Origin of the sequence: Streptacidiphilus jeojiense, assembly GCF_000719095.1 — a bacterium.
Classification (GTDB): Bacteria; Actinomycetota; Actinomycetes; order Streptomycetales; family Streptomycetaceae; genus Streptacidiphilus; species Streptacidiphilus jeojiensis.
Map to the genome: position 1 here is coordinate 16,881 of NZ_JOEH01000038.1, position 12,393 is coordinate 29,273.

Consider the following 12,393-nt stretch of genomic DNA (forward strand, 5'->3'; position numbering starts at 1 on the left):
GCCACGTGGCCGACCTCTGGGACATCCTCGATCCGCAGGTGATGCCCGCGGTCGACAGCCCGGACCCGGGCGGCATCGGGGCCGCGCACCTCACCGAGCTGCTCGCGACGCTCGCCCCACGGGCCGTCGGCGCGCAGGTCACCGTCTTCGACCCCGACCTCGACCCGGACGGGCGCCATGCCCGGACGCTGGTGGAGGTCCTTGTCGACGGCCTGGGCGAACTCGGCCGAGCGCGCTGACGACCCGTTCGCGGAGCAGGGTCAGCCCGCGCGGGGCGCCGCGGCGGCGGTGCCGGCCCGCGTGATCTCGGTCGCTGGGAACGGCGTCCGCTTGCTCTCGGTCAGCAGGCGGCGGTGGAAGTCTTCCAGGACCACGGCAGTCCGGGCATGTCGGTCGATGATCGCCGCGATCTCGGGCGGGACGCCGTCAGGCCGCCGCCCGGCGATCCACTCATGGAGGAACGCCTCGTGTGCCGTCCCGCCGCGCACGGCCTCGGGAAGGTGGTAGTTCAGCAGATGGTTCGCGGTGTAGTGGTGATCGTAGGAGAGATGGTCCGCGAGGAACTCCGCCTCGGCCGCTGACAGTTCGAAGTCGGAGCTCAGGGCGAGCCCGAAGTCCGCGAAGTAGATCAGCCGACCGTCGGTCAGGATGTTGTGGAAGTGGGCGTCGAAGTGGACGAGCCCGCGTGAGCTCATGAACGCGGCGCCGCGGGCCAGGGCCTCCTCGACCCAGGGATACGGCGATCCGGCCCCGCCCTGCGGACCAGCGTCCCGGTGGTCGCTGAGCCATGCGGCGAGCGTGTGCGGAACGTGTTCCAGGAAGAGCACCAGGCTGGACGAGGACCGGCCGATGGCCTCCAGCCGCTCCCGTACCGCCGCTGAGCCCTCCCAGTGCGCCACGGCACCGTCGATGCCCCCGAAGGCGTCGGCGAACCCCTCGGGTGGGGAGTCGGGCAGAACCCGCCAGTGGTACATCAGCGGAAAGCCCTCGTACTGGTTCCCGACGACCCAGTCGGTGGTCATGGTGTGCACGGCCAGCTCGCGCCAGGCCCCGAAGCCGGCCGAGCCCACTCCGTACTGGTAGAACATCGGCAGCCCGAAGAGGTTCGCCGTGGACCGCGCGTTCTCCGGCCTGGTCTCGATGTCCGTCAGCGGAATCCGCTTGATGAAGACCCGCACGCCGTCGATGTCCGCTTCCGCGGACCTGCCGCCGATGCCGAACCCGAGCGGGCAGGCCGCCGCCACGACCTCACCGAGCCGACGATCACTCAGGAGGGACAGGCGGGTGGACACGGTCGAGCAGGCCGTGAGCCGCGCGGCGTGCCAGGGGTCTGGCTGGTGCATCGACGGCTCCCCTGCCCCGATCCGGGGCGTCGGTGATCTCTGGACGGGCTCGACCCTATCCCCCGCAGCGACGCCCTTGTCCGGAGAGGTCCGTGCTGAGCCGGCGTCGCGTCAGATGCTGGACGGGGATGCCGTCGTCGGGGTGCTGTTCCAGCTGGCGAGCAGGTTCAGGGCGTCGGCGTCACGGCTGCCGGGGGCAACGCCGCAGACGATGAGGTACAGGCCCTCGTCGGCCGTGAGCTGCATGGTCTCGTAGTTGAAGGTCATATCGCCGACCAGGGGATGGGTGATGCGTTTGGCGCCGGCACGGTGACGGCGCACTTCGTGGCGGGCCCAGCGGCGGTCGAAGGTGTCGCCGCGGGTGGAGAGCTCGCCGATGAGGTCGGACAGGGCCTTGTCGTGGGGGTTGCGGCCGACCTCGGCGCGCAGGGTGGCGACGTTCTGGTCCGCGACGGCGTCCCAGTCGGGGTAGAACTCGGGCGCGGCAGGGTCCAGGAAGGTGAAGCGGGCGGAGTTGACCGGGCGGGCCGGGCTGTCGAAGACCGGCGCGAACAGGGCGCGGGCCAGGGCGTTGCCGGCCAGCAGGTCCAGCCGGCCGTTGCGGATGTAGGCGGGGACGCCGGTCATGGCCTCCAGCATGGTCCACAGTTCCGGGCGCAGGGTGCGCCGGGCAGGGTGGCTCTGGGTGCGGGCCCGGGCGGTGGTGGCGTTGGCGGCGCGGACCAGGTCGAACAGGTGGGCGCGTTCGGCGTCGTCCAGCTGCAGCGCACCGGCGATGGCGTCCAGGACGGCGTCGGTGGCGCCTCGGGCGTCGCCGCGCTCCAGACGGGTGTAGTAGGGCACGCTGACGCCGGCGAGCTGGGCGACCTCCTCGCGGCGCAGGCCCGGGACGCGTCGTGCTCCAGCCAGTGGGGAGGGGGTCAGGCCGGCCTGCTCGGGGGTGATCCGGGCGCGGCGGGAGGTGAGGAAGTCGCGGATCTCGCTGCGTCGGTCCATGCCCCGACACTACGTCCGGGCACCTCGTGGGACACACGTATGGGGGACCTTGTCAGGGTCCCTCTGGCGGCTCCGGTCGGACCGTGGGCGGTGTTGTCTGGATAGCAGGCGGCTGCGAGGGTCGTCGTGCGGCCCGGGTGCCGGGTCCGAGACCGTCGGGGAGAGTGGAATCCATGCGTTCAGCCCTGCTCCGCGAAGCCCTCACGGTCATCGTCCGCCCTGATCCGGGCGCCCCCATCCACCTCCCACTGACTGAAGGACGGGAATCCTCTTGAAGCACATCCGCCTGCGTGACCTGGACGTCGCCCGCATCGGACTGGGAGCCATGGGCATGTCCCACGGCTACACCGGCGCCGGCACCGACGACGACCAGTCGATCCGCACCATCCACCGCGCTCTCGACCTGGGCGTCACCCTCATCGACACCGCCGAGGTCTACGGCCCCTACACCAACGAGGAGCTGGTCGGCCGCGCGCTGAAGGGCCGCCGGGACCAGGTGGTACTGGCCACCAAGTTCGGACTGATCTCCCACACCGGCCGCGACGGCGGCGCCGACAGCAGCCCGGCCAGCATCCGTACCGCCGTCGAGGGCTCGCTCACGCGCCTGGGCACCGACTACATCGACCTGTACTACCAGCACCGGGTGGACCCCGGCACCCCGATCGAGGAGACCGTCGGGACACTGGCCGAGCTGGTGACCGCGGGCAAGATCCGGCACATCGGCCTGTCCGAGGCCGGACCCGACACCATCCGCCGCGCCCACGCCGTCCATCCGGTCACCGCCGTGCAGTCCGAGTACTCCCTGTTCACCCGCGACCCCGAAGCCCGCGTCCTGCCCGTCCTGCGCGAGCTGGGCATCGGCTTCGTCCCGTTCTCCCCCCTCGGCCGCGGCTTCCTGACCGGCGCCATCCGCTCCCGCCAGGACTTCGACGCCACCGACTTCCGCGCCGACAACCCCCGCTTCACCGAGGAGAACTTCCAGCACAACCTGGACCTCGCCGACCAGGTCGCCGCCATCGCCGCCGAGATCGACGCCACCCCCGGACAGGTCGCCCTCGCCTGGCTGCTCTCCCGGGGCGAGGACATCGCCCCCATCCCCGGCACCCGCCGCGTCGAGCGCGTCGAGGAGAACACCGCCGCCGACACCCTCCACCTGACCGACGACCAGCTCGCCCGGCTCAGCGCGCTGCCGCCGGCCGCGGGAGACACGCACAACCCGGCCCAGATGAAGATGATGGAACGCTGAGCTGATGAGCGGCACCACCGACCAGCCCTGCTGAGGAGAACCCCCCGTGCAGCACCTGACCCTGAACAACGGCGTGACCATGCCCGCCCTGGGCTTCGGTGTCTTCCAGACGCCCCCGGACGTCACCGAACAGGCCGTCACCTCCGCCCTGGAGACGGGCTACCGGCTCATCGACACCGCCGCCGCCTACGCCAACGAACGCGAAGTCGGGAACGCCATCCGCAACTCCGGCCTGCCCCGCGAGGAGGTCTTCATCGAGACCAAGGTCTGGATCAGCGACTACGGCTACGACCAGACCCTGCACGCCTTCGACAAGAGCGCCGGAAAGCTCGGCGTCGAGACCATCGACCTGTTCATCCTGCACCAGGCCCTGCCCAGCCGCTTCGACCTGACCACCGAGGCATACCGGGCCCTGGAGCAACTGCTCGCCGACGGCAAGGTGCGCGCCATCGGGGTGAGCAACTTCATGCCCGACCACCTCGACGCCCTGCTCAAGCAGGTTTCGGTGGTCCCGGCCGTCAACCAGGTCGAGGTCCACCCCTACTTCACCCAGCCCGCCGTCCAGGCCGCCGACGCCTCCCACGGCATCCTCACCCAGGCGTGGTCCCCCATCGGCGGCATCACCAGCTACCGCGGCACCGGCACGAGCACCTTCGAGGACCCCGTCATCACCGCCATCGCCACCGCCCACGGCAGGACCCCCGCCCAGGTCATGCTCCGCTGGCACCTCCAGCAGGGCCGCAACGCCATTCCCAAGTCCGTCCGCCCCCAGCGCATCGCCGAGAACATCGACGTCTTCGGCTTCCAGCTCACCCCTGCCGAACTCGAAGCCCTCGACAACCTCGACACCGGCGTACGCGGCGGCCCCGAACCCGAGGCCATCACCCTGGAGACCTTCGGCCGCGACATCCCCGAGGCCTGACCCATCCACCGGAGCCACTGGTTCGAGGAAGGGGACCATGGCGACGGGACGGACGCGGCGCGAGTTCCGCCGATGAGTTTCCGGCCGTTGGATCGTCCATCTCTCGAAGAAGGGAGCGCATCATGCGCAAGATCATCGTTTGCACGTTCCTGACGCTCGACGGCGTCATGCAGGCACCGGGCGGTCCGGACGAGGACTCCGGGAGCGGCTTCACCCACGGCGGCTGGCAGAGGCCGGTGTCCGACGACGAGGTGGGCGCGGCCATCGCCGGCTGGTACGAGCACTCCGACGCGATGCTGCTGGGCCGCAAGACCTACGACATCTTCGCGTCGTACTGGCCGACCGCCGATCCCGGCAACCCGTTCACCGAAAAGATGAACAGCATGCACAAGTACGTGGCGTCCCGGACCCTGACCTCGGTGGAGTGGCAGAACTCCACACTGCTGGAGGGCGACGTCGCCGATGCGGTACGCCGGCTGAAGTCGTCCGACGGCGGCGACATCAACGTCGTCGGCAGCGGCGACCTCGCCCAGACCCTGATGCGGCACGGACTCGTCGACGAGTACCGGCTGACCATCCACCCGGTGATCATCGGCAGCGGCAAGCGCCTGTTCGCCGACGGCACGATCCCCACCTCGCTGGAGCCGGTCAGCGTCTCCGTGACGAAGAACGGCACCGTCTGCGGCGTCTACCGGACGACCGGTGAGCCCAGCTACGACAGCTACTGACAGACCTCGGACGGGCAGGGCTGACGGCCGGTCAGGCAGCGGGGTGGACCCGCTGCCGGGCGGCCGACGGTCAGCCGGCTGCGGCGGCGGTTCGCAGGTCCGCTGCGGTCAGTAGCGACAGCAGGCCGATGCCCTCCGCCGCGAGAGCATCAGCACCGCCCTGCTCGCGGTCGATCACGCACAGGGCCTCGGTCACGACGGCTCCGAGGCCGCGCAGATCGGCGGTCGACAGCACGATCTGTCCGCCGCTGGTCACCACGTCCTCGACCACCAGCACCCGGCGGCCGGCCACGTCGGCGCCCTCGGCCAGCCGGCACGTGCCGTACGGCTTCGCCTGCTTGCGCACGAACGCGCACGGCAGACCGGTGTGTCGGCCGAGCGCGGTCACCACCGGGATGCCGCCCATCTCCAGGCCGGCCAGCACCTCGGTCCCGGACGGCACGAGCGGGGCCATCTGCCGGGCGATCTCGTCCAGCAGCACGGGATCGCCCTCGAACCGGTACTTGTCGAAGTACTCGGTGGCAGTGCGTCCGGACCGGAGCGTGAACTGCCCGGTCAGATGGGAGGCGGTGTGGATACGGCGAGCGAGATCGAGACTGGTCACAGGCATCCACTCTGGCAGACGGCTGGCTCAGCCGGCACACCCGACACCGACGGCCCTCGCGCACCGGGGCCCAGCGGCGGCCGTCGACGTACGGCGTCTACATTGATGTAGACATACAGTACAGGCGATCACCGCTGGACAGTCGTCCAGGGGCGATCTCAACGAACGACTCCCAGAGGTGCACAGTGGACCATCCGTCGTTGGTCGACGAAGTCGGCACGGTCCTCTCGCGGGCCGGATTCCGGACGGCCGTACCGGCGGCACCCGAAGGGCTGGAGCTGAGCGACGAACACGGCGCCGTCGTCGTCACCTGGCACACGCAGGACGAAGCGACATCCGGACCCGATCGTGTGCAACCGCCCCCGTTGACGCGCGGGGAGGTGGTCGCACTGGCTCTGGTCAGACTGCTCTCCCAGGCCGGATTCGCGTGCGAGCTCCGCAGCGGCAGCAGGCTGATCGTCCACGGCCGCCCGGCGCCAGCGTCCTGACAAATCCGTTGACCCCCGGACAGGGCATGCCGCATGCTCGCGCGATGACTTCATGGACGGCACCTGACATCGAACGGCACGAGGGTCCCAGCAACAGCGCAGAACACCAGGCGCTGCAGGAATTCCTCCAATTCCACCGCGACACGCTGCTGTTCAAGTGCGCCGGACTGACCGGCGCGCAGCTGCTGGTCAAGTCGGTGCCGACGTCGCAGCTCACCCTGCTCGGGCTGGTCCGCCACCTGGCCGAGGTCGAGCGCTGGTGGTTCCGCCGCTGCTTCGGCCAGGACAAGGAACTCGGCGACCTGTACTGCACCGAGGAGTACCGGGACGGTGACTTCGACCTCGCGGTGCCCGAGAACGCCGAGGCGGACTTCGCAACCTACCGCCGCGAGGTCGAGCTGGCCGACGCCGTCGCGGCGGGCCGTTCCCTGGACGACACGTTCACCGGCCGCGACAAGGAGTACACGCTGCGCTGGGTCTACCTGCACATGATCGAGGAGTACGCCCGCCACAACGGCCACGCCGATCTGCTCCGCGAGGCCATCGACGGCAGCACCGGCGAGTAGCCCGGCCGCGGTCTCCCCCACCGCGGCTCCGAAGCCCAGGACCCCGAAGCCCGAGGCTCCGAGGCGCTAGGCTCCGGAGCCCTGGGAGCGCGGGTCCTCGGCCGCGGCCTCGGCCGCATCGAGCAGGCGCCGGCCCAGCATGCCCGCGGTGTGGCGCAGTTCGGCACCGCCGACGATCCGGAACGGCACGGGCACTGCGGCGAGCTGCTCCGCGTACCACCAGGGGTTGCTGGTCGTCCCGATCAGTCGGCAGGTCGCGGCGTCCACCGGCTCGATGCGCCCCAGGGTCCGCGGGACGCACGTCGCCACCGCATCGGCCGCCGCTTCGATGACCACCTCGGCGGAGTACTCCCAGCCGCTGGCGAGATGCTCTTCGAGCACGGCGACCGGATCGAGCCCGGCGGGCGCCTCGAACCGCTCGGCCAGCACCTCGACGCCGCGCACCCGGTCGATCCGGTAGGCCCGGCGGCCGTTCGAGCTGTGCGACCAGCACAGCAGGTACCACCGGCCGTGGCGCACGACGACAGCCCACGGATCGACCTCGAAGTCCCGCTCCGACCCGGCCTCGGTGCGGTACCCGAGGCGCACCCGTCTGCACTCCGAACAGGCCTGCACCAGCTCGGTCGTGGTCTGCGGGTCGGGGCGGGCCGCACCCCGATCGGGAACCGGGGCGATGGCCCGGCGGACGGCCTCCGCCTGGGCGGCGACCGGCTGCGGCAGCGCCCGCACGATCTTGCCCAGCGCGCTGCCGACCGGGCTCGTCGTGTCGTTCGCGTCGTGGTGGCCGTCGAGGACGGCCATGACCAGGCACAGCGCCTCGGTCGCAGTGAACGTCAGCGGGGGCAGCCGCAGCCCGCGGCCGACGCGGTAGCCGCCGTACGGTCCGCGGACCGACTCCATCGGTATGCCCGCCTCGCGCAGGATGCCGACGTACCGCCGGGCGGCTCGCTCCGAGACACCCAGCTTCTCGGCGAGCCGGTCGGCGGTGATACCCGGGCTGGCCTGGACGAGCTCGAGCGTCATCAGCGCCCGCGCGGTGGGGCTGGCGTCAGACTCCACAGGGCGTCCCCCTTCCCGCCGATTCCGGACGCGGATTGTCCGGAACCGAGCCTAACGTGATGCCCATGACCGACGACACCGTCCGGAACACCACTGTCCTGAACACCACCGTCCACGAGCCGTCAGCGACGGCCGGCGAGGCCGAGATGCTGATGTTCGCACTCGACCGCTCGCGCGCCCAGTTCGCCTGGAAGTGCGGCGGCCTGGACGCGGCCGACCTGCACCGGCCGCATCCGCCGTCCACGCTGACCCTCGCCGGCCTGCTCAAGCACATGGCCCTGGTCGAGGAGCTGTTCACCATCGATTTCACCGGAGAGGCGCCCGGGCCGCCGCTGGACGCCCCCGAAGCCAGGACCGACCCGGACTGGGTGTGGCGCTCCGCGGCCGACGACACCCCCGAGTACCTGTACAGCCTGTGGCGCCACGCCACCGAGCACTCGCAGTCCGCGATGGCCAAGGCACTCGCCGACGGCGGGCTGGACCAGCCGGCGAAGCACCGGACCTACGACGACGGCACCGCACCCAACCTCCGACGCCTGGTCGTCGACCTGCACGACGAGTACGCCCGGCACGTCGGCCACGCCGATCTGCTCCGCGAGGCCGTCGACGGACTCGTCGGCGAGGACCCGCCGCAGAGCCCCGCAAGCTAGGGCCGGCCGGCCGCGGCCGCTCGGCCTCAGTCGCGGGTGACGCTCACTCCCCCGAGCAGGCCCCAGGCGTCGATCCGGACGGTCGGGCCGCCGGGCCGGCTCGGGCCGTCGTCCTTCACCCCGCCCAGGCGGATGCCGTGCACCTCCACCCGCACGTCCGCTCGGACCTTGAGGCTGACGCCGCCGATCAGGCTCAGCTTGGTGATGCGCAGTTCAGCACCGTCGGGGATGTCGATGTCGGTCAGGTCGACATCGGCTCCCCCGATGAGCGAGGCGGTCAGCGTGCGCTCGTGCAGGGTCTCGCCCGTGAGCCGGTGACCACCGATCAGACTCACCTTGACATCGGTCTTCTGTGGACCGGCCTTGCCTGTATCAGTCATGGGAAGAAGCTAAGGCTCCAGCCGCCCCTCCTCCCAGTGCCCGGCGCACACGCCTTTCCCATGACAGCTGTCACCGGTCTCGTCCGGCGACGTCCTGGGTGAGGTTCACCGGGTTGCCGTCCGGGTCCAGGATGTGGGCGACGCGCTGTCCCCACGGCATGTCGTTGGGGCCGCCGTTGACCGAGCCGCCCAGGGCCTCCACCCGGCCGAGCGTCTCGTCGACGTCGTCGACGGCGATGCTGAGCAGGATCCGCGGTGCCGCCGCGGCCTCCGGGGTCTCCTCCTTGGCCACCAGTCCGAGGTCGGTGTCGCCGATGCGCAGGCCGAGATAGAAGGCCGGGCCCTCCGCCGGCACCCGGAAGATCTCCTCGGCGCCGAACAACTTCGTGTAGAAGCCGAGCAGAACGTCGTGGTGGGCAGTCAGGATCACGGGCTGGATGGTGGACATGGCGCTCCTGTCGCGGACGGTCGAGTCGTGGGGTGGACCGCTCAAGGGCGGTGAACTCATCGGCAGGGCCGCACCGGAACAATCTCACGCCAGTTCAGCCGCCTTGCGCAGCAGCACCGAGCGCTCGCGGGCGTTGCGGCACAGCCGTGCGGCCAGTTCCAGTTCGGCCCGGGCCTCGGCGGTGCGGCCGAGCCGGGTGAGCAGTTCGCCGCGCACGCTGGGCAGCAGGTGCGAGCCCGGCAGCCGGTCGGCGGCGACCAGTTCGTCGACCATGGCCAGCGCCTGCTGCGGTCCATGGGCCATGGCGACGGCGACGGCCCGGTTGAGTTCGACGACGGGGGAAGGGGCCACTCGCCCCAGCGCCTCGTACAGCAGCACGATGCTCTCCCAGTCGGTCTCCTGCAGCGAGGCGGCCGACGCGTGGCAGGCGGCGATCGCGGCCTGCAGCCCGTAGGGCCCGAGGCCGCGTCCGAGCGCTGAGGTCCGGGTCAGTGCGGCCAGTCCGCGGCGGATCGCCGAGCGGTCCCACCGGCGCCGGTCCTGGTCCTCCAGGAGCACCGCCTCCCCGTCGGGTCCGGTGCGGGCGGGGAAGCGCGCGGCGGTGAGCTCGAACAGGGCGAGCAGTCCGTGCACCTCCGGCTCCTCGGGCAGCAGCGCGGTCAGCGTCCGGGCGAGCCGGATCGCCTCGTAGGCGAGGTCGACCCGTAGCAGCTGGTCGCCGCTGGTCGCGGTCGAACCCTCGGTGAAGATCACGTACAGCACGCTCAGCACACCGCCGAGCCGCTCGCGCCGCTGCTCGGACGGCGGCAGCTCGAACGGCACCCGGGCTGCGGCGATCGTCTTCTTGGCCCGGGTGATCCGCGCCTGCACCGTGGGCACGGGCACCAGGAACGCGCGTGCGATCTCCTCACTGGCCAGACCGGCGACGGCGCGCAGGGTCAGCGCCACCCGGGCTTCGGGCGAGAGTACCGGGTGGCAGGCGATGAACATCAGCGCGAGGACGTCGTCGTCGATCCGGTCGGGATCCCAGGGCAGATCCTGCGACCGGTCCGGCGGGAGCGCCGCGCCCGAACTCGCCTCACCCTCGGCGAGCGGACCGGCGAGCACCGCATAGCGCTCGTCCAGTGCCGACCGGCGGCGGAAGGTGTCGATGGCGCGCCGGCGCGCGGTCGCGAGCAGCCAGCCCACCGGGCTCGCCGGAACGCCGTCGCGCGACCAGGTGACCAGCGCCTCCGCGACGGCCTGCTGCGCGACGTCCTCGGCGAGCCCGAAGTCCCCGGTGTAGCGGGCCAGCGCTCCGACGATGCGCGCGGACTCGATCCGCCAGACGGCCTCGACGGCCCGCCGTGCCGCCTCGGAGGTGGGCGGGCCGTCGGTGGGCGGGCCGTCGGTGGCCGAGGGCATCAGAGCTGGCCGGTCCGCTCGCGCCAGGCGCGCTCCTTGACGATCCATTCGTTGTCCTGCGGGAACTCGTCGATCCCCGGCACCCGGCGCACCTCGCACTTGGAGCCGGCGATCGCGGGCAGCCGCTTGGCCCACTCGACCGCCTCCTCCTTGGAGGCGACGTCGATCAGGTAGAAGCCGCCGAACAGCTCCTTGGTCTCGCCGTACGGACCGTCGGTGACCACCGGCGTCTCGCCGCCGAAGTCGACCACCACGCCCTGGCCCGGGTCGTCCAGCCCTTCGGCGGCGACGAGCACGCCCGCGCGGATGAGTTCCTCGTTGAAGCGGCCCACCGTCTCGAGCATCTGCTCGAACGGCGTCTCCATCATCTTCGCCATGGACTCGTCCGTGCCGCGCATGATCAGCATGTACTTCGACATCTTCGCTCTCCTTGCTACCGCGGTGGCCTCTTGGCCCTCTCACTCCCAGGTCGAACGGGGCTGCCGGGGATCGACACGTCACCCCGAAAGAATTTAGCGCCGGCCCCGCGCGCGGCACCGTGTACCCGATCGCGACACGGGAACCGGCCGCTTGTCCGGCGCACCGCGCGCATGCCAGGATCACCGCTGACTGCAGGCACTGACAGAGCTGGAGCTGAAGCCAATTGGATGCGGGCGAGTTCGCTACCTGAGCCGCCGATGCACCGAACGCACCACCCGGAGTGCCCCGTTTTCGCAGGCCCGGGTGATATCGGCGGCATGTCCGATTTTCTCCATGCCTTCAGAGGGATCTTCTTGTGGACTTCGACGTCCAGAACCATGCGCGCCTGCGTGCCCTGCGTTCCGACGGCCATGTGCGGAGCGGCCCGTTCCTGGTCCGCTACGCCCGGGACTGGCCCAGTCCGTTCGCCAACTACGCGATCCCGGACGACGGGGCCGCACCGACCGCCGGCCAGGTCGGCGACCTGGTCAGCACGTTCCGCGCGCTCGATCGGGTGCCGCGGCTGGAGTACCTGCCCACCTGCGCACCGCGGGTCGAGCCGGCCCTGCTCGCGGCAGGGTTCACGGCTGAGAACCGCGCCGCGATCATGGCCTGTTCTGCCGAGTCGCTGAGCACCCCCGCAGCGACACCCGGCGTCACCGTCACCGAACCGACCGATGACGCCGGGCTCCTTGCCGCCGCGAGAGTTCAGCACACCGGATACGGTCAGCCGGGTGAGCCGACCACCGGCGAGACCGCCTGGCTGCGCGACACCATGGAGGGCGGCGGTGTGGTCGCCCTGGCCCGCGTCGGCGACGGCACCGCGGTCGGAGTGGGTGCCTGCTCGCCGCCGCTGGAGGGCTTGAGCGAGTTGGCCGGCCTGGCGGTCGCTGCGGGTTTCCGGCGGCGCGGTGTCGCCGCGGTGCTCTCCGCGCACCTGACCGCCGCGATCCTGGAGCGCGGCTGCCGAACGGTGTGGCTGGAGCCGGGTGAGCCGGGCATCGAGCGGATCTACGGCCGGATCGGCTATCGAACCGTCGGCGAGAAGCTCAACATCTCCCTGCGGTAGGCCGGCGGGGCGGGTCGGAGGACACCTCGGC

Annotated in this window: 16 protein-coding genes; 8 read left to right on the forward strand and 8 right to left on the reverse strand. The window is 71.1% G+C overall.

Features of this window, described 5'->3' with window-relative positions; translation table 11 throughout:
* Positions 1-5: 5 nt before the first annotated feature.
* The gene (locus IF29_RS0136375; protein WP_030264844.1) at positions 6-239 is read left to right on the forward strand and encodes an arginase family protein; all 234 of its coding nucleotides are present in this window, start codon (positions 6-8) and stop codon (positions 237-239) included.
* 21 nt (positions 240-260) lie between these two features.
* Here the strand turns inward: IF29_RS0136375 and IF29_RS0136380 are convergent, their stop codons facing one another.
* A complete protein-coding gene (locus IF29_RS0136380; protein WP_030264847.1) occupies positions 261-1,343 on the reverse strand; it encodes a BUD32 family EKC/KEOPS complex subunit in 1,083 nt (360 codons plus the stop codon).
* A 111-nt stretch (positions 1,344-1,454) separates the two neighbouring features.
* The gene (locus IF29_RS0136385; protein WP_030264849.1) at positions 1,455-2,339 is read right to left on the reverse strand and encodes a helix-turn-helix transcriptional regulator; all 885 of its coding nucleotides are present in this window, start codon (positions 2,337-2,339) and stop codon (positions 1,455-1,457) included.
* A gap of 271 nt (positions 2,340-2,610) precedes the next feature.
* Between IF29_RS0136385 and IF29_RS0136390 the strand changes: the two genes are divergently transcribed.
* The 3 genes from IF29_RS0136390 to IF29_RS0136400 all read left to right on the forward strand — a co-directional run bounded on the left by IF29_RS0136390 (position 2,611) and on the right by IF29_RS0136400 (position 5,235).
* Entirely contained in the window at positions 2,611-3,585 is a 975-nt protein-coding gene (locus IF29_RS0136390) for an aldo/keto reductase (RefSeq protein WP_030264853.1), read from the forward strand.
* Positions 3,586-3,631: 46 nt separating this feature from the next.
* A complete protein-coding gene (locus tag IF29_RS0136395; protein ID WP_030264856.1) occupies positions 3,632-4,507 on the forward strand; it encodes an aldo/keto reductase in 876 nt (291 codons plus the stop codon).
* Between the two features lie 122 nt (positions 4,508-4,629).
* Positions 4,630-5,235 carry a dihydrofolate reductase family protein gene (locus IF29_RS0136400; protein WP_030264858.1) on the forward strand — a complete coding sequence of 202 codons (606 nt, stop codon included), beginning with the start codon at positions 4,630-4,632 and terminating at the stop codon, positions 5,233-5,235.
* Positions 5,236-5,305: 70 nt separating this feature from the next.
* On the opposite strand, the gene IF29_RS0136405 is transcribed toward IF29_RS0136400, so the two are convergent.
* Positions 5,306-5,839 (reverse strand): orotate phosphoribosyltransferase, encoded by a 534-nt coding sequence (locus tag IF29_RS0136405; RefSeq protein WP_030264860.1) that lies wholly within the window; start codon positions 5,837-5,839, stop codon positions 5,306-5,308.
* Between the two features lie 200 nt (positions 5,840-6,039).
* On the opposite strand from IF29_RS0136405, the gene IF29_RS0136410 reads away from it, so the two are divergent.
* Both IF29_RS0136410 and IF29_RS0136415 read left to right on the forward strand, forming a co-directional pair.
* Positions 6,040-6,327, forward strand: a complete 288-nt coding sequence (locus IF29_RS0136410) for a hypothetical protein (RefSeq protein WP_157624107.1) — start codon at positions 6,040-6,042, stop codon at positions 6,325-6,327.
* 44 nt (positions 6,328-6,371) lie between these two features.
* Positions 6,372-6,893: a DinB family protein gene (locus tag IF29_RS0136415; RefSeq protein WP_030264863.1), complete on the forward strand. Its 522-nt coding sequence runs from the start codon at positions 6,372-6,374 to the stop codon at positions 6,891-6,893.
* 66 nt (positions 6,894-6,959) lie between these two features.
* Here the strand turns inward: IF29_RS0136415 and IF29_RS0136420 are convergent, their stop codons facing one another.
* A complete protein-coding gene (locus IF29_RS0136420; protein WP_030264866.1) occupies positions 6,960-7,952 on the reverse strand; it encodes a helix-turn-helix transcriptional regulator in 993 nt (330 codons plus the stop codon).
* A gap of 65 nt (positions 7,953-8,017) precedes the next feature.
* Here IF29_RS0136420 and IF29_RS0136425 point away from each other — a divergent pair, with 65 nt between their 5' ends.
* Positions 8,018-8,602, forward strand: a complete 585-nt coding sequence (locus IF29_RS0136425) for a mycothiol transferase (RefSeq protein ID WP_030264869.1) — start codon at positions 8,018-8,020, stop codon at positions 8,600-8,602.
* A gap of 26 nt (positions 8,603-8,628) precedes the next feature.
* Here IF29_RS0136425 and IF29_RS0136430 read toward each other — a convergent pair whose 3' ends face one another.
* The 4 genes from IF29_RS0136430 to IF29_RS0136445 form a co-directional block, all read right to left on the reverse strand.
* Positions 8,629-8,982, reverse strand: coding sequence for a hypothetical protein (locus IF29_RS0136430; protein WP_030264871.1), 354 nt, complete (start codon positions 8,980-8,982; stop codon positions 8,629-8,631).
* Between the two features lie 70 nt (positions 8,983-9,052).
* Positions 9,053-9,430 carry a VOC family protein gene (locus IF29_RS0136435; RefSeq protein WP_030264874.1) on the reverse strand — a complete coding sequence of 126 codons (378 nt, stop codon included), beginning with the start codon at positions 9,428-9,430 and terminating at the stop codon, positions 9,053-9,055.
* An 84-nt stretch (positions 9,431-9,514) separates the two neighbouring features.
* Positions 9,515-10,834: an RNA polymerase sigma factor gene (locus IF29_RS0136440; RefSeq protein WP_030264877.1), complete on the reverse strand. Its 1,320-nt coding sequence runs from the start codon at positions 10,832-10,834 to the stop codon at positions 9,515-9,517.
* Complete coding sequence (locus tag IF29_RS0136445; protein ID WP_030264879.1) at positions 10,834-11,253, reverse strand: YciI family protein; 420 nt, start codon at positions 11,251-11,253, stop codon at positions 10,834-10,836. Before IF29_RS0136445 ends, IF29_RS0136440 begins: the two co-directional genes overlap by 1 nt.
* A 356-nt stretch (positions 11,254-11,609) precedes the next feature.
* Between IF29_RS0136445 and IF29_RS0136450 the strand changes: the two genes are divergently transcribed.
* Positions 11,610-12,362, forward strand: a complete 753-nt coding sequence (locus tag IF29_RS0136450; RefSeq protein ID WP_030264881.1) for a GNAT family N-acetyltransferase — start codon at positions 11,610-11,612, stop codon at positions 12,360-12,362.
* Positions 12,363-12,393: the final 31 nt, after the last annotated feature.